At 46.1% G+C, this 20,769-nt stretch carries 17 protein-coding genes and 1 pseudogene; 4 read left to right on the top strand and 14 right to left on the bottom strand.

Annotated features, from left to right (window positions below; translation table 11 throughout):
• The first annotated feature begins 6 nt into the window (after nt 1-6).
• Nucleotides 7-3,171 (top strand): VWA domain-containing protein, encoded by a 3,165-nt coding sequence (locus tag IT393_12285; GenBank protein ID MCC7203423.1) that lies wholly within the window; start codon nt 7-9, stop codon nt 3,169-3,171.
• 19 nt (nt 3,172-3,190) lie between these two features.
• Complete coding sequence (locus tag IT393_12280) at nt 3,191-3,544, top strand: hypothetical protein (GenBank protein ID MCC7203422.1); 354 nt, start codon at nt 3,191-3,193, stop codon at nt 3,542-3,544.
• Nucleotides 3,545-3,590: 46 nt separating this feature from the next.
• On the opposite strand, the gene IT393_12275 is transcribed toward IT393_12280, so the two are convergent.
• The 4 genes from IT393_12275 to IT393_12260 all read right to left on the bottom strand — a co-directional run bounded on the left by IT393_12275 (nt 3,591) and on the right by IT393_12260 (nt 9,923).
• Nucleotides 3,591-3,842 (bottom strand): DUF3276 family protein, encoded by a 252-nt coding sequence (locus tag IT393_12275; protein ID MCC7203421.1) that lies wholly within the window; start codon nt 3,840-3,842, stop codon nt 3,591-3,593.
• A gap of 123 nt (nt 3,843-3,965) precedes the next feature.
• Nucleotides 3,966-6,359: a PD40 domain-containing protein gene (locus tag IT393_12270; GenBank protein ID MCC7203420.1), complete on the bottom strand. Its 2,394-nt coding sequence runs from the start codon at nt 6,357-6,359 to the stop codon at nt 3,966-3,968.
• A gap of 12 nt (nt 6,360-6,371) precedes the next feature.
• Complete coding sequence (locus IT393_12265) at nt 6,372-6,758, bottom strand: hypothetical protein (protein MCC7203419.1); 387 nt, start codon at nt 6,756-6,758, stop codon at nt 6,372-6,374.
• A gap of 174 nt (nt 6,759-6,932) precedes the next feature.
• Entirely contained in the window at nt 6,933-9,923 is a 2,991-nt protein-coding gene (locus IT393_12260; GenBank protein MCC7203418.1) for a carboxypeptidase regulatory-like domain-containing protein, read from the bottom strand.
• A gap of 70 nt (nt 9,924-9,993) precedes the next feature.
• On the opposite strand from IT393_12260, the gene IT393_12255 reads away from it, so the two are divergent.
• The gene (locus tag IT393_12255; protein ID MCC7203417.1) at nt 9,994-10,428 is read left to right on the top strand and encodes a universal stress protein; all 435 of its coding nucleotides are present in this window, start codon (nt 9,994-9,996) and stop codon (nt 10,426-10,428) included.
• A gap of 7 nt (nt 10,429-10,435) precedes the next feature.
• On the opposite strand, the gene IT393_12250 is transcribed toward IT393_12255, so the two are convergent.
• Nucleotides 10,436-11,224, bottom strand: coding sequence for an HD-GYP domain-containing protein (locus IT393_12250; GenBank protein MCC7203416.1), 789 nt, complete (start codon nt 11,222-11,224; stop codon nt 10,436-10,438).
• A 27-nt stretch (nt 11,225-11,251) separates the two neighbouring features.
• The gene (locus tag IT393_12245; protein MCC7203415.1) at nt 11,252-11,593 is read right to left on the bottom strand and encodes a helix-hairpin-helix domain-containing protein; all 342 of its coding nucleotides are present in this window, start codon (nt 11,591-11,593) and stop codon (nt 11,252-11,254) included.
• 382 nt (nt 11,594-11,975) lie between these two features.
• On the opposite strand from IT393_12245, the pseudogene cobA reads away from it, so the two are divergent.
• Nucleotides 11,976-12,716 (top strand): annotated as a pseudogene (gene cobA, locus IT393_12240) (uroporphyrinogen-III C-methyltransferase).
• A gap of 743 nt (nt 12,717-13,459) precedes the next feature.
• Here the strand turns inward: cobA and IT393_12235 are convergent.
• The 8 genes from IT393_12235 to IT393_12200 form a co-directional block, all read right to left on the bottom strand.
• The gene (locus tag IT393_12235) at nt 13,460-14,044 is read right to left on the bottom strand and encodes a hypothetical protein (protein MCC7203414.1); all 585 of its coding nucleotides are present in this window, start codon (nt 14,042-14,044) and stop codon (nt 13,460-13,462) included.
• Between the two features lie 27 nt (nt 14,045-14,071).
• Entirely contained in the window at nt 14,072-15,160 is a 1,089-nt protein-coding gene (locus tag IT393_12230; protein MCC7203413.1) for an ABC transporter ATP-binding protein, read from the bottom strand.
• Nucleotides 15,161-15,204: 44 nt separating this feature from the next.
• Nucleotides 15,205-15,993, bottom strand: a complete 789-nt coding sequence (gene cbiQ, locus IT393_12225) for a cobalt ECF transporter T component CbiQ (GenBank protein ID MCC7203412.1) — start codon at nt 15,991-15,993, stop codon at nt 15,205-15,207.
• A 67-nt stretch (nt 15,994-16,060) separates the two neighbouring features.
• A complete protein-coding gene (cbiM, locus tag IT393_12220) occupies nt 16,061-16,678 on the bottom strand; it encodes a cobalt transporter CbiM (GenBank protein MCC7203411.1) in 618 nt (205 codons plus the stop codon).
• An 18-nt stretch (nt 16,679-16,696) separates the two neighbouring features.
• The gene (locus tag IT393_12215; protein MCC7203410.1) at nt 16,697-17,389 is read right to left on the bottom strand and encodes a hypothetical protein; all 693 of its coding nucleotides are present in this window, start codon (nt 17,387-17,389) and stop codon (nt 16,697-16,699) included.
• A 303-nt stretch (nt 17,390-17,692) separates the two neighbouring features.
• Nucleotides 17,693-18,307 (bottom strand): hypothetical protein, encoded by a 615-nt coding sequence (locus tag IT393_12210; protein MCC7203409.1) that lies wholly within the window; start codon nt 18,305-18,307, stop codon nt 17,693-17,695.
• A 141-nt stretch (nt 18,308-18,448) separates the two neighbouring features.
• The gene (locus IT393_12205; protein MCC7203408.1) at nt 18,449-19,219 is read right to left on the bottom strand and encodes a DUF4198 domain-containing protein; all 771 of its coding nucleotides are present in this window, start codon (nt 19,217-19,219) and stop codon (nt 18,449-18,451) included.
• Between the two features lie 67 nt (nt 19,220-19,286).
• Nucleotides 19,287-20,474, bottom strand: a complete 1,188-nt coding sequence (locus tag IT393_12200) for a carbohydrate porin (GenBank protein MCC7203407.1) — start codon at nt 20,472-20,474, stop codon at nt 19,287-19,289.
• Between the last annotated feature and the right edge of the window lie 295 nt (nt 20,475-20,769).

Raw genomic sequence — 20,769 nt, 5'->3', positions numbered from 1 at the left:
ACTTCAATGAAGAAATTATTAATAGCAATTGGCATCATGATGATATTCCCCGTTGTCGTCCATGCGGATGATGTAGAGATATACGGCACAACAACATCGGAGATCAAGCCAAATGTCCTGATAATCTTTGACAACTCAGGGAGTATGAATGAAGAGGTCCGCAGCGCTATAGGTTATGATCCGTCTTTTACATACCCTGTGGCCATGGCATGCGGCGGAGGAGATAATGTCCTGTGTGAAACTAACAAGGTATACAGGTGGCGCGGGGTTGAGAAGATCTGGCAGGGACACACAACCATGGCAAGCGTTCAGTCCCGTTGTGCTTCAGCATATAATAATCTGTCCCAGCAGGGAACTTATACAGGCCGTCTTTCAACAGCCGGCGCCTGCAGCACATCATCCGGCACATATGCATCAGGGAACTATGTAAACTTTCTTGTGAGCCAGACAGGAGGCACAGACCCCTCACTCCCCAAATTGACCATTGCAAAGAAGGTTATCTCCGAACTCGTTCAGACTACAGACGAGGTCAACTTTGGACTGATGATATTTAATCAATCACAGGGCGGTCACCTGGAATTTCCTGTATCAGATATGTCAACAGGGACCAACAGACAGGACATCGTTGATGCTATAAATGCCATCGAGGGTGATTCATGGACGCCTCTTGCCGAAACCCAATATGAGGCAATGCGATATTACAGCGGACAGTCAAGCTATTTTAACGCTGGCACAAACTACACCTCTCCTATCCAGTACGCATGCCAGAAGAACTATATCATTCTGATGACTGACGGCATGTCCACTGAAGACAGGAGTCCAGTATTACAGACAATCTGCAGCAGTGGTGATTGTGATGGCGATGGATACGAGCCTGCCGGAGACTCAAGGAAATCCTATGCATATCAGGGATCGGATTATCTTGATGATGTGACAAAGTATCTGCATGACAATGACATGAGTTCAAGTCTCGAGGGCACCCAGAATGTCAGCACCTATACCATAGGATTCGGGCTCCTCGGGTCAGATGACGGCGCTACACTCCTGCTTAAGGAAACAGCCAGCAACGGCGGCGGGACATATTATGCAGCTTATAATACGCAAACACTAAATCAGGCGTTCGTTGAAATACTTGGGACAATAGTGCAGGACAACACATCATTTGTTGCCCCTGTGGTGCCAGTCAGCCCTGAGAATAAGACCTACAGCGGTGACTCCGTTTATATCGGATTCTTCAAGCCTGCGATGGGTGCATTCTGGTCAGGGAATCTGAAGAAGTATGGATTGGATCTCGACAATGGGACCGTAGTGGACAAAAATGGCAACGCGGCCCTCGACAGTAGCGGCAACTTTCTTGAGACATCGGTCTCCTACTGGTCAACCTATGCAGACGGCGGCCAGGTTGAAGACGGTGGTGTAGGTGGAGTGCTCCTCGCAAGGTCTTCAGCAAGAAACATATATACATATCTTGGGACATCCACGACCCTTACACATTCATCAAATGCTTTTACAACAGGGAACAGCGCATTAACCTATAACCTTTTCAATATGTCCAATGACACAGAAAAGAACAGCCTTATAAATTACATCCATGGATATGATGCCTACGGTCCAGCGCCAGGCGTTAAAAGGGACTGGATACTGGGTGATATACTGCATTCAAGGCCTACTGTAGTTCACTATTCCGAGTCATACTCGGTAATTTATGTCGGCGCAAATGACGGCATGCTGCATGCATTTGCAGACACCACCGGTGAAGAGCTCTGGGGTTTTATACCGACAGACGTACTTGGCTCACTCAAGAACCTGGTAACAGGTTCATCACATCCGTATTTTACCGATGCATCACCAAAAGCATTTATTAAAGATGCAAATGGCAACGGGATTATATCTGCAGGTGAGGGAGATAAGGTTGTATTGATTTTTGGAGAGAGGCGAGGCGGCAGAGCATACACCGCTCTCGATGTGACGACTCCGGCATCTCCCATAGTCCTCTGGAGGATCGGAGACTCCATTACTGCCACTGATCCTGATGTCGGATCAGTATGGAGCGATTCAGAACTTGGACAGACCTGGTCTGAACCTGAAATTGCAAGGGTTGCAATCGGTGGTGAGGCAAAGTATATCTTTATGATCGGCGGCGGCTATGACACTATCAGTGAAGATGCAGTGCCAAGACCTGCTGATGCTGCAGAAGGCCGGGCCGTATATGCAGTAGATATAATGACAGGCGCTAAATTATGGGAGTATTCACACTCAACTTCAACAGGCGCATCTGATCCATCAAACTCCAAACATGATATGACATATGCAATCCCAAGTTCACTAACCATTATTGATTCAGATGGAAATGGTTATGCAGACAGGGCATATGTCGGAGATGTCGGAGGCCAGATCTGGAGATTCGACATAGGAAACAGCAACACCTCAAACTGGACCGGTAAGATAATATTCAAGTCCAATCCCGGGGCAGACAACACTGCAGGACGCAAGATCCTATACCCTCCTGACTTTGTTCAGGAGATTGGATATGACGTACTCTATTTTGGCACAGGGGACAGGGAAAATCCAAGGGATACGAGTGTCGTTGACAGGCTGTATGCTGTTAAAGATGCGAGCAACATAACAACAGCACTTACAGAATCCAATCTTGTCAATGTTACAGAGAACCTGCTTCAGTCATCATCGTCATCCGCAAGCGATATAGCCACTATCCTCACAAACCTTTCAACAGGCAAGGGGTGGTACATAAAATTAGACCAGCATAGCGGCGAAAAGGTATTAGCCCCTGCGAGTGTATTTGCAAAGGTTGTCTATTATACTACATTCTCGCCAAGCGACGGAGAAGATCTGGAGCCATGCGTTCCCAACAGAGGTGTAGCAAGGGTGTTTGCACTCAATTACCTTACAGGTGAAGCGGTATTCAATTACGATACTGCCAATGACTCCGGCTATGCAAGCGAGACGAATTCAAGGGCAATTGGAAACAATTCTGAGATATTAAAGCGAAGTGACAGATACGATGTCATAGGCAGCGGTATTCCATCCGGTGTTGTAGTTATTATCAATGAGGAAGGTGAAGGCGCTTTGATAGGCGTAGGCGGCGGCCTTGAGATCCCGGAAGTTAGGGCAGGAAAGACTGCAATCAGGTTATACTGGCGGGATAAATAATACAGAATGGAGGGGGAAAATGCTTAATTTCCTTATCGCAGGTTTTTTATTACTGCTTTCAAATCAACCGGCTCTGGCAGGAAGTGATGATACGATGACATTCCAGGGTGTTGTCAACTCTACAGACGGGATGCCGGGACAGATCGTTGTCAACGAGAGGAAGTTGCTTCTGGATGAGCACGTGGAGGTACTAGACCATAAAGAAAAGGAAAAGTCCCTTTCCGATATCAGAAACGGCAAATGGATTTATGTCGTATATGAAGATACCGCTTCCGGTCCCAAGGCAGTCAGGATATATCTGATACCTGGAAGGGTAAAACACAGTGAGAAACATAAATACCCGTTTGTAGCCAAAGAAGAAGAAAAGGATTAGCTTTAAGGGGGAAAATGGTCCCCATTTTCCCCCAATCCCTCCCCCGTCATAGTGGAGGAGATTCCGTAACCACACCATCTTTTAATAATGCCCTGGCCTCTGAAAAGGCCGTAAGAAAGTTCTCCACATCATCAGGGAAGACGATTACTGAAGAGCGGTTAAATGTTCCGTCATCAGACCGTGTGCTCTCTGCTATGATCATGAATCTCTTATTATTCCTGGCCTCCCTTACATCAAAGAAATATGTCCTTCTGCCGGCCCGGATCATCCTTGTATAAATACTCGCCTTCTCGCTCATGTTATCTACCCCCTGTTCCGTATCAGTTCACTCGAAAATCTCCGTTCAAATCCCCCCTTTACAAAAGGGGGACTAAGGGGGATTTTCATCTGCCTTTGTGAGCCCAGCTCATGATGGCCACTCTTACCAGATAAATGGATAACCATCGTGTCCGATTGAATCAGTTAGCCGTGTTATGAAACCGCCTTTATTTGCGTCAACAACCCACAGGTCTGACCATGCATCTCCTGATGCGTTAGACTCTATTACTATCCTTTCATTATCCATCCATACAGGTGTGCCGTTCCACACACCTTTACCTGAACTGGTATCTGAATTTGTTATATTTACCTCAGCCCTGCTGTTAATATCAAGGACGTGCACATCAACATACCACGGCTCATTTATATCATATACAACCTTTGAAGGACTCTCATAGGCGATCCGTGCACCATCCGGAGACCATGCCGGTTTCCAGTGGTCATTGCTGTCAAGAGACTGGGTCAGATTTTGTGCCAGCCTGCTGTTTAAATCCATAATAATAATATCACCCCTGCTCCCCCTCTGCGACGTATAGGCTATCTTTGAACCGTCCGGAGACCAGGCAGGCCACAGGTTATTATAATCATCATCAGTAAGCCTTGTCTCTACGCCTGTCTCCATGTTCAATATGTATATGTCACTCTTTGAATCCGACTTTCGTGTATACAGGAGACTTTTCCCGTCAGAAGACCAGGCAGGCCAGTACCCATCGGTAACCTTGTTCAAACTTCCTGACGACAGATCAAACATCCATATCCCATCGCTGTTGCCCCTGGCAGAATGAACAGCTATCTTAGTTCCATCCGGTGACCCGGATGGATGGGTATAGGATATTTCAGGATCAGTATTCGGCAGGACTGTATTCTGATTGCCGCCATCCAGAGACATTGAATAGATCTCTGAAGCGCCGTTTCGCTGAGATATGAATAACAATCGTTCGCTGTAGACCTTCCCAATTACTGCGCCATCCTCCTCCCCAAGCCTCCCTTTAAAGACAATGATGTATTGCCCGGGCTCAACATTATCCCCTGGCACAGGAACCTGGATTTCCCCTGTCTCATCACCCGGGGCTACAGGGACACCAGGAGCTATAACATATGATGACAGAATAGTCCTGAGACCCGTATCATTTGAGTCATAATAGACTCCTATGGCTCCTTCATTCAGCGGTTCCGTAGACAGGTTCTTTATTTTAATACTATCAGGGCCATCTCTTTTCACCGCAATCCTTCCCCTGAAGAAATATTCGGTCAGCCCTGACACATAAGCTGCTGCCCTCGGTATCAGAATGGCTGAATAATCCCTATAGCTGGCAGGATCGAGGTATGCAGTATATCCTGCCCGCTCCCTGCTGCCGAGAAATGACAAAACCGGATTCAGAAGACCGACTGCTGCAAGATGAGGTATCTTTATCCCGTCTGACGTCAGTCCGGTATAGTATTGCACTGTATCAATTTGACCATCTTCTGCAACAACGTCAGACTGCTCAATCTCAACCCAGTCAGGATTGCCGTACTTTTTGAAAACCGTCCCTTCACTCAGAAAATTGTAATTTGTATACTCAGCAAGTCCTTTGATTGAATTTGTACCATCATTATCCCAGAAATCAGAAAGCCTCTTAAACGTTATCCTGTCACTTACAGAGGAAGAGTTGTTTACAGCCCTGCCTTCCTCCACATAGCCTTCAAGATACGAGCCATGAATGATGCCATTCCAGATATGATCATAAAGGAAGTCATTACGTGTATGGGCTGGGACTGCCATGTCTTCCAGTAAATGCAGACTGTGCCCAAGCGAGAAAAACGTCATCGCAAAAAAATGATCCCGCTCCTCTTTTGTATCAGATGTAAGTGCATCATAGAAATAGCTGCGCGTGTCAGGCCATGCAAAATAGTTGTACGGATAGGCGCCTGAACTATTTCCTGATACCCTGTCTATGGCTGATGTGCCGTCGAGATTAAATCCAGGCTCACAAAGCGAAACGGTTGAGCAGATAAGACGGCCTGCATTACCCTGTTCAGCAGACGGATAAAACAGGGCCAGAAAATCCGCGACCACGCCTGCCCCATAGTAGTCATTGTCAAGCCCGCTGTTACTGACCGGATCCAGGAAATGGTGTTGTGATCGCTCCGTAGGATGATCCTCTGCCTCGCTTCCTGAAATCATCAGATATTTGGCTGCATATGGCTGGCCCATCCTTGTAGAATACTGTCTCCTGAACTCCATTCCATAAACATCATTGTTTCGAATTATCTGATTCAATATCCCGCTGTCAGAATATTCAGAATGGAAGGCAAAGTGCGCACTCAGGCCATCCTGTAAATCAAGTTCATTTCTCAGATAACGATCCAGCGCCCCATCCTTTTCAAGGCTGTTTAGAGATAATGCAGTAATTGCCGGATGTGTATAGTTGCTTCCATAGCCAAAGGAAATCTCTGAACTGAATATGCAATATATTACCGCGATAAAAATCGCCATGGGTATTCTCCAATACATTTAGCCCCTCCTTCAGAACCTGTCTATTTTCCAGTTTCCTGATTTATCCCTTCTGAACCATATATAGTAAGTGTGCCCATCGTCTGGTCTCATGGTTCTGATCCTGTATTGTGCTTCACTCACTTTTATGTAAACCGGATCTATCTTTGCCATGCCTGCGGCCAACTCTGTAAGCTTGTCTCCTGCCAGAATAAACTGATCTTTATATTTCCATCTTGAAGCATCGGTGAAATATTCCAGCGCGCCTTCTATATCTCCTGATGACAGTCTTGTAATCATTGAAGACCATATGGACTTAAGCTCTTTATCAATACTGGCATCTATTGATTCTCCGGCAAGCCCAGTCCAGTCCAGGACAAAAACCATCATGGCAATGAAAAGTATTATTCTAAATTTCACTCTAAAATACTCCTAAGTACCCGTCATTCCCACGGAACCTGTCCCCGCAGGATTTTTCACACCCGTCATTCCCACGCAAGTGGGAATCCAGAATCTGGCCCCGGTCTGGATTCCCGCTTACGCGGGAATGACGTTTTTCATGACCATTTGTGAGCCAGAGGTCATGACGGTTCATCAGAATTTGTATATATTCCATAATCCGTAAATATCCCGTGCAAACCATATGTAATGTGTCAGCCCACCATGATTCAATCTTGCCTTTGCCATATTGTCACTCAGCTCCACGAGTTGTATGTCTCCGATGTCGCTGAAGAAATCTGGCAGAGACGGGCCTGCCATAAAAAACTGTTCTCTATACCCGAACCTTGTCTGAGGTACGATCTTAGATAACGCGGCATCTGAATTACCGCTTTTGATTTGACCCCTGAATTCGCCCCATATTGTCCTCAAAATACCTTCAGCATCATCTCTTGTCATACCCGTAAAACTAAATCGCCGGCTGTACCTGTTGCCATTTAAGTCTGTTCCGCTGAAGGTAAAAAGATAAATACCCGGTGCATTTATTAATACCGTGTAGTGTAAGCTGTCATCCGCCAGGACCTGCGCCGCTGCCGGCCCTGCTGCCGCAAGATCAACCTCCCTGAATGAGACATCCCATGGCTCTTCAATGGTAACCTTAAGTTCCATTGGAACTGTCCCTGCTTCCTGCGCATGTATTACAAATTCGTGTTCATCAAATGCAGGCATCCGGAATATTTCTATCGAATCAGATGCAAGTGTGCCCTTCTCATTGACCATCTCTGCCTTAATTGAATTCATCTCATTCGCCAGGGGGACGCCATTAGCAGTGAAATAGCCGTTGTGTACATTGGCAAGTACACCATTTACACGGACACCGGCATCCATAGCGCCCATGCCGGCAAAACCTGTCACCACTGTGCTCCCGCCTTCAATGCCTGCACCGTCTGATGGATAGCTTATGCCAATTGAATAGCTGGCATTTCTGAGGATAAAGTTATATACCAACACGGAAGTTTCTTCACCAAAGGCGCCTGCATTCACGTGGATATCAGAATCAAGATAACCGCTTAATGAGGCATTTGCCTCAAAGGAACTGCGCGGTATGGCTGATATAAGATAGATCCCGTTACTGTCAGAGACTGTACTTAAAGCTGATCCCTGTACAGACACTGTCACGCCTTCCACAGGCTGTTCAGCTGTATTCGTTATCTGTCCTGTTAGTGTCAATGTGCCGGAAACGCTTAAAGGCTGAAGGGTTATATCCTGCACGGGTATGTTATTACCGCCCAGCGCACATATCCTGATATTCTTTGACTCATAACCGGCTTTTTCAACAAGAATGACAACATCCCCGCTGTTTATATCATCTGCCCTGAATCTCCCGTCTTTGTCACTTACAACCGGCACCGGCTCACCATCCCCGGGAAACATCGTAACTACTGCCCCGGCAAGTGGAATGCCGAGGGAGGAGTGGAATATCCGGCCTGTAACCTGTGATGTCCGGGTGTATGCATAGACTATGTCAATATTAGCGGCCATGGAATTTCCCGGGATATCCGATGCCTCAATAGTTATATTATTGTGACCGGGTTCAAGCGAAACACTCGTTTGAAACAGCCCATCCCGGACAGTAATATTACTGCTGTTGAGATAATTGTGAATCAGAGAGACACCGGCAACAGCAGGATCGTCCACAGTCCCTTCCAGCACCAGCTCAGGGTTTGTAACAACCGAACCTGGAGCAGGTTGAATAATCCCGATATTCGGCGGCAAGGTATCAATGTTAAGTGTCACATCCCTGCTGATATTCATCCCTGATTGATTAATAACCTCTGCTGATATCAGGTTTTGCCCCTCATGCAATACTATATCTCTGAAATAATAGAAGCCCTCCTCATTATAAACAGCATCTTCGCCGTTAATGGCAACACTGACGGGAAGCTCTTCATAATCATAGGCATATACCCTTACCTGTTCATACCTATACATCTCAGGAAGCCAGCGTTCGGAAAGTCTGTCAAATTCCGGATTCCTGATTTCAATGTCGTATGGATCATACTCACACACCGGAGGAAACTCCCCGGGCACGAGACATATATTTTCAAGCACCAGCCCTTCATCTGTGCTGACATCCACAAGGGCCATGACATCCTGATCCCACCTGAACTTAATCCTCTTCGGATTATAGAATAATATTTTCACGGCCTGGCTTGCTTCACCTGGCGACAGTTCATGATCAGGTATTTTGACAGTGAGGTCATAATATGGAAGGCCTTCCGGAGTGAATCCATCAGGATTGACAACAGTCACATCAGGGGTGCTGATACCTGTGATAATAACCTTTAATGGAGCCAGGATTGCATTGTCTCCAATATTTGTAACTGTCATATTGAGTGAAAGCGTATTAGTCCTCGTATTGAACAGCGGAGATGTAAAATCAATCCTTGTCATGTCATCAACGTTTTCTTCTATCAATTCACTGTGGGCAATACCAGGTCCATGTACTATTGCTGAGAACACAATCATTACCAGGAGGCGGCAGATGATTTGACGTTTAAACCTGCCTGCCAAATAGAGACCTATAAGGCCACTACCTAATAAAACCAGTGTCCGGGGTTCCGGTACGCCGGCTATTGGATCCACTGCATCGTCTATTGCCGCAATCGAAGTAAAGCCATCGTCCTGATCAATCAAATCAAAGCTGAGGGTAACGAGGGTGCCAGGCCTGAAGTCCGAGATATCAATCATGAATGGTGCAAATATCCCTGCCGGCGACCATGGAAGAGACTCAACAACATAACCGTTATTACCGCCATCAATACTTACCTGAAACGAATCAAACGGAAATGACGGAAAATCAGGCGACAGGATACCGTCAATCCCACTAACATCAAAATAGTATCTGAAGCTCAGGCTGTCACCTGATACAACAAATGTCGTGTAGAGGGATGTGCCGTACTCACCGTAGATGCCTCCTGTACGAAAGACGGCCGCCCCTCCTTCTTCGGTTACATCACCATTCACACCCCATCCCGACAGCCCGGCATTAAAATCACCATTAATAAGCTGTCCGGCGGAATAGCGGGGCAACAACAAAATTATACTTATAACCACACATGATAAAATCCTGTTTAAGCGTGTCACTGTAATCCTCCGGAATCTTAAGCAAATAATTATGTTGACAAAGCGGTCCAAATAATCTATTTATTCAGTCATGATTGAATTTTCAAAGATACTCTATCTCACTGATTTCTCAGAGCCCTCAGAGTCCGCTGCGCCATATGCCATATCCATCGCCGGTAAATACGGCTGCAGGATTTACGTAGCACATGTAATTGAACCATTTACCTATGCCGACGACTTCGGCATTGATTACGGCGCTCAATTAAGGGAGATGGAGGCCACTGCCAGGAGATTGCTTGATAAAACAGTGGCCTCCATGAAGAAGACAGGCGCAAACATAGAGAGCGTAATGTTGTCAGGCAACCCTTCAGCAGAGATTGTCAGGTTTGCCAGAGATGAGGCTATTGACCTGATTGTCATGGCAACACACGGCCGGTCAGGGGTTGAACACCTCCTCATGGGAAGCGTTGCAGAAAAAGTCGTTAGAAGGTCACCCTGTCCTGTTATGACTGTAAAGAAAAAATGAACAACGGTTATACCGTAACCTCGCGCGTACCCATCAATTCAGTAAAGATGGTTACAACGTCCGGGTCAAGCTGACTGCCGGCAAGCTTTCCCAGTTCCTCAATTGCAAGTTCTGATGGCATGGCCCTGCGGTATGGTCTTACGTTCATCAGGGCCTCAAATGTGTCGGCAACTGCAAGTATCCTTCCTTCCACGGGAATATCCTTCCCTGATAACCTGAAAGGGTAACCCTTTCCATCATATCTTTCATGATGATATAAGACATATGGGACAACAGGTCTTAGAAAATCAATCTTCATGATCATGCCTGCGCCTACACGCACATGTCTCCTGATCTGGCGCATCTCTTTCAGTGTAAGCCGTTCAACTTTATTTAAAATCTCCTCATCAATGCAGATCTTGCCTATATCATGCAGATAAGCCCCTATGTCGAGCTCTTCAATCTTCTCCCGCCTCCAGCATAAGGCCTTTGCAATGGCAACAGCATATCCTGATACCCTGAATGCATGTCCTGCGCCAAGCTGATCTCTCATTTCTATGTAAGTTGAGAGCCTTGTTATAGTATCCCTGTACCTTACCTGAAGCTGCCTTATCCTCTGTGACTCAAAGGCTTCATCGCTTGATACAAAAGGAGGGCTGTATGCTGATCTTGCCGGCGCCGCTTCATCCGCCTCACACAAATCCGATGTAATATCTGCATGCCTGAAAAGACAGAGCAGATTTGGGCTCTGCCTGTACTTTATCTTAATACTTAGGTTTCTTATATACCTCCTGAGATATGTATCATCAATATTCATCATCAACTCCTTTGCAGCATTCCAGTCTTACTGTTTGACTTGTGCTTTTGCCGCACCGTCGGATTTTACGGTAACATAGGGCCTAATCTTTCCCAATAGTTTATCTCCGATGCCATCCACTTTTTTAAGATCTTCCACCTTGACAAAAGGACCATGTTTTTCCCTGAATTGAACAATAGCCTGAGACTTTTTTTCTCCGAGCCCGGGTATTGCCGACATCTCAGATACAGAAGCAACATTCACATTAACAACTGACATCTCTCTGCCAGAGACTAAACCTGTTGCCTCTGCCCTTACAAAATTGGATTGAACAGCAGTGATGCCAAATATCAGGAGCAGGCAACTTACTGTAAATATGCTTTTCACCATATTCTCACCTCCTTTCCATATTATGTTATCTTATTCTGTTCCTTGAGCAACTTCAGTGCCAGCAGAACAGGATATCCGCTTGACACATAAAAGTTATTGGAATATATGGAAATATCTGTTTTCTGATTAAATATTATTTTATCTGCACCACTCCATCATGCACCGGACAATGGGCATAACTGAAAGGCAATTGCACAGGAAGGTGTGCAGCGGGTATAATGGTTAAATGCCATTCGCAGGAAAGTGGGGGATGAACCCCCACGCTACGAATTGGCAGGATCTGATGAAAAATCCCCCTTAGTCCCCCTTTTCCAAAGGGGGAAATTAGTGCCCCCCCCTTACTAAAGGGGGGATAGGGGGGGATTTGAATGGAAAATTTCAGATGAGAAATAAAAAGACAGGAAAGGTATACCTGGTCGGTGCAGGGCCTGGTGATCCGGGACTACTGACACTAAAAGGCAAAGAGTGCGTGCAAAGGGCTGATGTCATCATTTACGACTATCTCGCCAATGCCAATATTCTCGCCTTTGCGAAACCTGATGCAGAGTGTATCTTTGTTGGAAAACATGGCGGCAGTTCCATCATGCCTCAGGATAAAATAAACAGATTGATGATAAAAAGGGCTTCTGAGGGAAAGACCGTCGCAAGGTTGAAAGGGGGTGACCCGTTTGTTTTTGGCCGCGGCGGCGAAGAGGCCGAATCTCTCTCAAAGGCGGAGATACCTTTTGAAGTCATACCAGGAGTAACCTCGGCTATTTCAGTGCCTGCACTCGCCGGTATCCCGCTTACCCACAGAAAATATTCATCAACCGTTGGCATCATAACAGGCCATGAAGACACAATGAAAAGAAGAAGCAGGACGGCATGGGACAAGCTTGCAACCGGCGCAGACACGCTTGTCATATTGATGGGAATAACCAATATCAGGTCTATTGTAACGAAAGTAATAAGGCATGGCCGTCCGCCTCACACACCTGTTGCTGTTATTCAATGGGGTACGACACCTGCACAAAAGACCATTACCGGAACCCTTGAAAACATAGCAATGCTGGCCATAGCAGAACATATACGTCCGCCGGCCATTATTGTAATAGGGGATGTGGTAAGATTACGCCCGCAGCTAACAACAATTTTTTATTCGTCTTTTCGTGCGGATATTCCTGGAGGAGGGGTCGTTGTCGCAGCAACACAAGAGGGTATATGCAGGATAACCTTTGGAAATGAAAAATCGTTTCTTAAAGAAATAAGATCCATCTACAAGGGCTCCTTAATCCTCAGGGACGACAAAAAGCTCGAGCCCGCCTTGTCTGAGATTCGAAATTATTTCAGCGGCGGACTGACAGAGTTTGCGTCCAGATTGGATCTGTCGGGAACAGACTTCCAAAAGAAGGTCTGGAAGGCATTACTTGATATACCTTATGGAAAGACAGCCTCATATAAGGATGTGGCAAATATGATCGGTTCGCCTCATTCTGTCAGGGCAGTAGGAGGGGCATGCGGCAGGAATCCTGTTCCCATGATTATACCCTGTCACAGGGTAATTGGCTCTGACGGCAGCCTTGGCGGATACAGCGGCGGATTGCATATCAAAAGGGCGTTGCTGAATTTGGAAAAGAGGGCTTTAACCTGAGACGGTGTTTTCAGGTGAACCGACATGAGCCTCAGGCTCACCAAGGTTCATGAAAACGTCATTCCCGCGTAAGCGGGAATCCAGACCGAGGCCTTGTTCTGGATTCCCACTCCCCGCTTAAATCCTGCGGGGACAGGTTCCGTGGGAATGACAGGCACATGGAGTTTTTTGGGATGGTGTATCTAAAATAAAATTCTTTGTGTCCTTTGTGCCTTTGTGGTAAATAACGGGGATTTTCAGGTGAGCCACATCTCATACAGGACACGAAGTGATATAAAGGCAAGGCATACGCCGATTGTAACACCTGTTATCACCGGCAGCCATGCAAGGTTTGCACTGACGAAACGAACCATATAGAGTCCGCCTATATCGAACAAGAAGGCAAAACCGAGTATCCCTACAACTAAGGCCTTGATCCATTCTGCCAGGGCAGTAAAACAGGCGAGTGCCCCCACAGAGATCAATATAAACGAAAATCCAAGCAAATGAATATGTGCGAGCTGGGCCATCTGCTGCAATGAGATGGGTTTCACACTTGTAGTTTGACCGGCCGTCTCATCATGATGTTTCTGGTTTCCCTCATCGTCCCCATCGAGGTTTACCTCATTCTCTACAAAACCCTTCTCTTTCAACTCCTTCGTCTCTGATGCAGAAAGTACCTGTCCGCCATAATGTTCAGCAACCATGGAAGGAGTAATCCCTGTAGATAGCGCTGCATTAAGTGCGCCATTCAGATAGCCGGCGCTGACGATTATAATAAAACCAGTGATAAGAACCTTCCACGAGAGTGAAAGTTGTGTCAATCTAATCTGGCTTGCCACTATAACAACTTCTCCCTGTATGACTTCTTAATGTGTATGAAAGCCCTCTCCGTGCGGATGACCCCGCCTGAACCATTTTTTCCTGGTCTTGCCGGACTGACCAGTAACAGACAAAGTTTCCTCTTCCGGATTTTTATCATGTGAATGAGGGACTTCATCACCCGTGTGCACATGATCACCCTTGTCGTGGCCAAGTTCATGTATATGGCTCTCCTGAACAGGCTCATGAAGGTGACCGTGCCCATGCTCATGGGCATGCAGGTGTGCATGTCCATGCTGATCCACACCATGGATATGGCGGTGGGCATGAAGAAAGCTCTTGATGATTGATCTGTGCTCTTCGTCCATTTCAGCCTTGTGCAGCATATCATGAAGGAGTTCATGTGTCCTTACTGCAAGTGGAAGTTCGAGGCTGTGCGACTCGAGCATCTCCCTGTCATAGAGTATCTCTGAAGAAGGACCGTCGGCAACAATTTTCCCGCCGCTTAAAAGGAGGCTCCGGCTGCAGACCTCAAGCGCAATATCAAGATCATGTGTGCACAAGAGGATCGTCTTGTCAGATGACTTAAGCCACTCTATAAGACGGCGGCGGCTAAGTGGATCCATGTTGGTAGAAGGTTCATCAAACACCAGTACCTCTGGCTGGTAAGATAGAACCGTTGCAAGCGCCAGCCTCTTTCTCTCTCCAAAAGAGAGGTGAAAGGATGAACGGTTTTCAAAACCGGAAAGTCCAACCAGTTCAAGTGCGTCTTTCACCCGAGCCTCAATTGTATCCCTTGAAAGGCCGAGATTCAGCGGCCCAAATGCAACATCATCAAAAACAGTAGGACAAAATAGTTGATCATCCGGGTCCTGAAATACAATCCCGATACTGCGCCTGACCTTTGCCAGATTATCGCGGCTAAGTTCGATGCCGTCAATAACGACGCGCCCGCTGCTCGACATCAGGACACCGTTCAACTGGCTCATAAAAGTTGACTTACCCGCCCCGTTAGGCCCTATAAGCGCAACCTTCTCTCCCTTCCTGATATTACAGGAGATGCCTTTCAATACCTCTCTGCCGTCAGGATACTTGAAGTAGACATTATCAACCAATATTGCACTATTATCAGACATCAAATTCTCCTCATGACTCATTGCTTTACACTCATTGCTTATTTCTAATACCACCCTTTAACAGCAACAGGAAAAATCCCGACTATATCCGCTGCAATGACCCCAAAAGTAACAAGTATCACCAGGGCCGCCTTTACAAAATCCTTTCCATGTGCCTTAAAGGTGACCATCGAGTGAAGCTCACCCTCATACCCTTTTGAAAGCATGGCACTGTACACCCGGGAAGTCCGCTCGAAACTGCGGATTAGCAGGGCCCCGACAAAATTACCCACTGTCCGGAGGGTATTCATATTTGCCCCCATCACAAACCCTTTAGATCGCATAGCCTTTTCCATCCGTTTTATCTCATCCATGAAAACAAAGAGATAACGGTATGTGAAGAGAATCATCTGGACAAGCACTTTAGGACATTTCAGGTTCTGGAGGGCAATCATGGAGACATCAAATCTGGACGAACCAAATATGGCATTAGTCGTCAACACGATGGCAGCCGCCTTGATAAAAATAAGGATGGACAGACGGAATCCCTCCCATGCAAAGGGGAGGCCTATAATACGAAATGCAGGTTCTCCTGGATACGAGAACGGGAGCATCAGAAAAAAAGGGACAAGAAAGATGACTACGACCTTTATGCTATTGGCAACAAAATGAAAGGGGATATTCGTAATCTTTATAATTATTAATGCAATTACCAGCGAGGCTGCGGCAACCGGAATGGTCCTGAGGAGCGCAGTTGCGAAAATAAAGAAAACGAGAGAAAGGATTTTGATCCTGGGATCCCACCTCTGAACAGGTGATTCAATATGAGAAAACCTGTCTATATCAAACGCCAATTTTGTTTTCCCTCTTCACCTGAAACCCTTCTTGTTATCGGGGACACTCTGCATTACCACTAAATCCCTAAACCTTCTGAACATGCCCCCAAAGTATATCCGGCCTGGTCTTCTTTAAAAATGTGACACATGCCCCCACTACGATAGCCTCAATAATCATGACCGGCACATGGGCTGCCAGCGCATAACCTGCCGTTGCCCAGTACGCCTCACCAGAGGTATATAAGGCTAAGGCAAGGATAAGACCTGATACAAAAACACCTGTAGCGCCTGCCAGTGCGCCAAATATCACTTCCAGCCTGCTGCCATGGGGAAACCGGTGCCTCAATTGCCAGACGAAATAGGCAATCAACGCCCCTCCTCCAAGCATAATACAGTTTACCCCTATCACAGTCACCCCGCCAAAACCAAAGAGAAACGCCTGTAATAAGACACCGAGCATGATGGCAGCAAAGGCCCTGGGGCCAAGAATAACACCAACGAGACCGTTCATGATGAGATGGACACTGGTAGGGCCAATAGGGACGTGGATTAAGTTGACGACAAAAAAGACCGCTGACATAACAGAGATCTTGGGTATCTCCTCAAGGTTCATCTTCCGCATAGTGACTGCTGCAAGGACCGCTGTCCCGCCAAAACCTCCTGCCAATACAGGCGCAGACAAAATACCATCGGCTATATGCATGTTAACACATCTCCTGTCTTATGAACTCCTGCGTGATTTAAAATAGAGGACTACACCCATCAGACCCAGTATATAACCTATACCACCAACAATTGTATCGAAACTATTCTTCTGCTGCAGTTCAGTAAAGCTCCTTACAAGCGGTTTTATTGCCTCACCTACTGATTTTTGCACAGCCTTTTCAATATTGGCCTGGAGTTGGGCATCGTCAATCGTACTGACCTGTTTTACACTGATTTTATCTTCAGTTACAATGTCTGACCTCTTGCCCTTTGGAGCGGACGGAGTTGCTACTGCCCTGGCACCTTCATTGGCAATGTTTGACCTCTTGTCTTTTGAGGCAGACGGAGTTGCTACTGCCTTAGCGCCTTCATTGCCGTCGCTTACATGAATCTCGCCTGCCGGAAGGGTATATTCTGTCTTATGCCCCATACCCGCGTCAAGAACAATCCTGAGGTCTGACTTCTTTGGTGCCTTAAAATTGAACTGTCCTGAATCATTCGTTATTCCATTTAGCAACTCTGTTCCTGAAGAATCAAAAACAGTGACTTTGCACCCCATCGCCTTCTTTCCATCCGCAAAATACCCTTCAACAAAGACCTGGTCTCCTTCTGCATAGGCAAACATCTGCACCTTGTGGGCATATGCAGCGGAGACAAAGACAATGGAAAGACACACAGTTGCTATGAATAAGTAGATTTTTTTTGACATTTTACCTCTCCAATTAAATACAATCCATTTCCTGATATCAACATAAACAATAAGGCCATGTAGGCCCCGACACGCGACGGGTTTGAGGCCTACATGGCCTTATTTCAAGAACGCTTTCAACAGCCTTTAAATTTCTAACAAACAGTCTCTGAAGAGGTTCGCCTCTTCGTTGTTGATAGTAATTTAACAACAAATGGTAACTTCTGTCAAGAATATTTGTCTTTGAATGCCAAACTCTCGGCTATACCTGATATTGTCACACAGGATGCATCGCTGTTCTGTTGGACCCGGTTAATATCATATTCACGGGGTTGACGCAAGAAACGCTGAGAGCACTGCCGCCATATCACGCAAATTAGATAAGATCGTTTCCATTGCAACTGAAGACCTGGATGCCTCATTAGCCATAGAAACCAGCTTCTGTACGGCCACTCCGTCAAACTGACGCATATAGCCTGTCCCGGCCGCTGCCTTCATATCAGGCACATATTTTTCATTCACACTTAACAGGGCAGCCTTTGTAACATGACCCTTTGTATCAATCCCTATTGCAAGATTCATCTCACCATGCATATACTCAATCTCAGATACTATAGCAGCGCCTGATATCTTCCCGGTCGTCCTGTCGGTGGCCAGATAATATGTGTAGATTTCATTGCTCAGTTTAACTCCTAATTCATTTTTTACTTTTTCTGCCTTGCCTGCATCCAGCATCTCTTTACGCTGGACAACCTTAGTCCCTGCAGGAAGCATTTGCTTTAACGCCTCCTCTTTCTTTAGAAATACGACCTTATTGCCGGCATGTCCCTTGTGAGCCAGGACAGGATTGGAGAACACAGTCATTCCAGCAAAGAAGGAAAGGATTATAATAAGTATTGCGTATTGTAATTTCTTATAACTTATTCTTGCCTGTCGCATTCAAGACTCCTTACTATCTTTCACCTGAGTTTCTCCCTTCAAAATCCCCTCTCTCCCCCCTTTACTAAAGGGGGGAGCTGATATCTCCATTTGAATAGGAGGGATATCAGGGGATTCTCATGGGGAGTATGGAGGGTAGTCCTATTTTTTCTTCCCCATTTCATACGTCTTTACCCAGAGCACAGCGCCTATCTCTACCGGGTAATCCTTGCCTTCATGTACCATTGTATTCTCATCCGTATTCAGAGCAGCAAAACCCCACCAGCCTGCCCGGGGCATTGCATATGTAAAGACGCCATTCCCATCAGCCTTAACCACCTGCGTTACCATTGGGTCTGCAGGGGCTTTTACACTGCCATCTTCATTGTAGTATTCCACTTCAACTTCTGAATAAGGGACCGGCTTGCCATTAACCTGTACGATCCCCTGAAAAACATTACCAGCCCACAGGCCATATGGTCTTGTAAGAGGGACTATCTCTGTCTTAAGACCCACTTCCTGATCCCATCCCTCTTCCATGCCAAGGGAGTTTACGATCACCTTTGTGTAGTGAACGATAAAAGATTCTTCGGCCGGTTCCCAGTATGGTTTTGGCTCTACATAGAATATATGATCACCGGGTTGTTTCAAGGCGTATGTGCTCTTGTATGCTGTAAACGTTTCCCCTGCCCTGTCTTTCAGCTTTACCTCTTTGAGGGAATTCAGCAGATCAATATTCTTATCTCCAATCACTACACCAAACTTTGCAGGCATAACTTCATTCATACCATGCCCCTCAAACGGGTGGGTAAACCTGACATCCAGTGAAATCTCACGCTTCTCAGTCTGCGAAACCATTTCATCAGAAGGGATGATCATCTGGAAATGGGCATAAGCCATACTGCCCGCAAATGTGCAGATGGATAGGGTCATTGCACCTATCCATGACGCTTTTTTTACTGATGGTGTCTTCATTGCTATGTCCTCCATGTTTGGTTAATTAAAAGTTCAACTGTGCCCTGACACCATATACTGTAATTGTGTCATTATCAGAATCGCCGCCTGGATTGGTAACAACCTGAAGGTCAGGGGTGAGCGTAAAGTGTTCGTTTAAGCCAAGTTTATAGTAAACCTCGAAATGTCCCTCATCGTCAGGATTGAGAGCAGAGTCGGTTGACTTGTCATTGATTGCAAGGACTCCTGCGGCTATTCCAAGGACATCATCCTTTCTGTTCCACAGAGAGCCTTTCAGAGACACACCACCGCTAATGGCAGATTTAACCAGATTCTCATCAATGCCATCATCCATTACAGCATATCTGGCAAAAAGACCAATGTTATCTGCAACCTCCTGATCAAAACTCAGTCCAAAGGAGGTATTGGTTTCATTGGTCTTAGACGGGTCTTTGATATCTGTATAATTTCTTGCATCATATATTACATGAACCCTGTAATTTCCGTCCCTTCCGAGCAGCTTGGGCATTACATTGGCATGCCCCACGATATAGCCATTATCGAAAACATCGTCAAAACCGGAACCATTTCCATTGGCACCGATTAACCTGAATTCGACCATGTCTGCCGGTTTCACGGTCAACGCGAGACCAGGGGCATAATAGCTATCCAGTTCATGGAATATTGTCCCGGGATAGCGTGTGAAGATACCGGATAAGAATTGATCGGTCTCGTCATTTGCATAGGCGTTCTCGTCATAAAGGCTGTGCACATCGAGCTTACCGACAGTAACCCCAAGAAAACCATCCATATATTCCCCTTCGTAATATGCCTGGGATACAGAGGGCGTAACAATCCCGCCACCTTCAGTAATATAGGCATCATAATTTGAAATGGACAATGACGGCATATTATCATTGACCCCGTTACCGTCTCCTGCCTCAAGGGCAACCACAACTTTACCATGCTCACTCACAGCAGCCTCAAAATTCAAGTCCAGTGTATACGTAAAATCTGTGACATCACCGTTATTAGCTATGCCTGATGTCCCCTGAAGTATAGACGTAATACCGCCCGTAATATTTAATTTCCCTATCTCATGCGGGATTATATGACCTCCCCCCTCTTCTGCAGCCTGAGCTGCAACTGGTTGAGTAACCATGAAACTGAATGCAACTGCCCCTGCTACTGCTGATGCTGCAATGCTTCTTTTGAGACTTTTTCTGCTAATCATCCTGTTTCTCCTTTCTTTTACTGCTGTTGGTTAAACTGCAAAAAAAAGACCACAAAGGTTCGAACCCGCCAATCCAGGCAAGCTCAGCAGAAACCTCCATGGTCTCCTGGTCTAATCAATAAAAAAGGCCGTGAATGCCACCCGCTCCTGCGGGTTATTGACCTTCATGGCCTTGATTATATCTTGATTACTTTTCGATTACTAATCAGTAAACTACTGAAGAGGTTCGCCTCTTCGTTAATGAGTTTTATTAAACACGACATTTTTAATTCTGTCAATATTTTTTTTTAATAGT

This window comes from Nitrospirota bacterium, from assembly GCA_020851375.1.
Lineage (GTDB): Bacteria > Nitrospirota > 9FT-COMBO-42-15 > HDB-SIOI813 > HDB-SIOI813 > RBG-16-43-11.
This window is presented reverse-complemented; position numbering and strand designations above follow the sequence as displayed.

Excerpts from the sequence above, each read along its gene's own strand:
- IT393_12280 (MCC7203422.1), top strand. The coding sequence starts at position 3,191 with ATGCTTAATTTCCTTATCGCAGGTTTTTTATTACTGCTTTCAAATCAA.
- IT393_12230 (MCC7203413.1), bottom strand. The coding sequence starts at position 15,160 with ATGTCTGATAATAGTGCAATATTGGTTGATAATGTCTACTTCAAGTAT.
- IT393_12250 (MCC7203416.1), bottom strand. The coding sequence starts at position 11,224 with ATGAATATTGATGATACATATCTCAGGAGGTATATAAGAAACCTAAGT.
- IT393_12215 (MCC7203410.1), bottom strand. The coding sequence starts at position 17,389 with ATGTCAAAAAAAATCTACTTATTCATAGCAACTGTGTGTCTTTCCATT.
- IT393_12245 (MCC7203415.1), bottom strand. The coding sequence starts at position 11,593 with ATGGTGAAAAGCATATTTACAGTAAGTTGCCTGCTCCTGATATTTGGC.
- IT393_12285 (MCC7203423.1), top strand. The coding sequence starts at position 7 with ATGAAGAAATTATTAATAGCAATTGGCATCATGATGATATTCCCCGTT.
- IT393_12270 (MCC7203420.1), bottom strand. The coding sequence starts at position 6,359 with ATGTATTGGAGAATACCCATGGCGATTTTTATCGCGGTAATATATTGC.
- IT393_12200 (MCC7203407.1), bottom strand. The coding sequence starts at position 20,474 with ATGATTAGCAGAAAAAGTCTCAAAAGAAGCATTGCAGCATCAGCAGTA.
- cbiM (MCC7203411.1), bottom strand. The coding sequence starts at position 16,678 with ATGCATATAGCCGATGGTATTTTGTCTGCGCCTGTATTGGCAGGAGGT.
- IT393_12275 (MCC7203421.1), bottom strand. The coding sequence starts at position 3,842 with ATGAGCGAGAAGGCGAGTATTTATACAAGGATGATCCGGGCCGGCAGA.
- IT393_12205 (MCC7203408.1), bottom strand. The coding sequence starts at position 19,219 with ATGACCCTATCCATCTGCACATTTGCGGGCAGTATGGCTTATGCCCAT.
- IT393_12255 (MCC7203417.1), top strand. The coding sequence starts at position 9,994 with ATGATTGAATTTTCAAAGATACTCTATCTCACTGATTTCTCAGAGCCC.
- IT393_12210 (MCC7203409.1), bottom strand. The coding sequence starts at position 18,307 with ATGCGACAGGCAAGAATAAGTTATAAGAAATTACAATACGCAATACTT.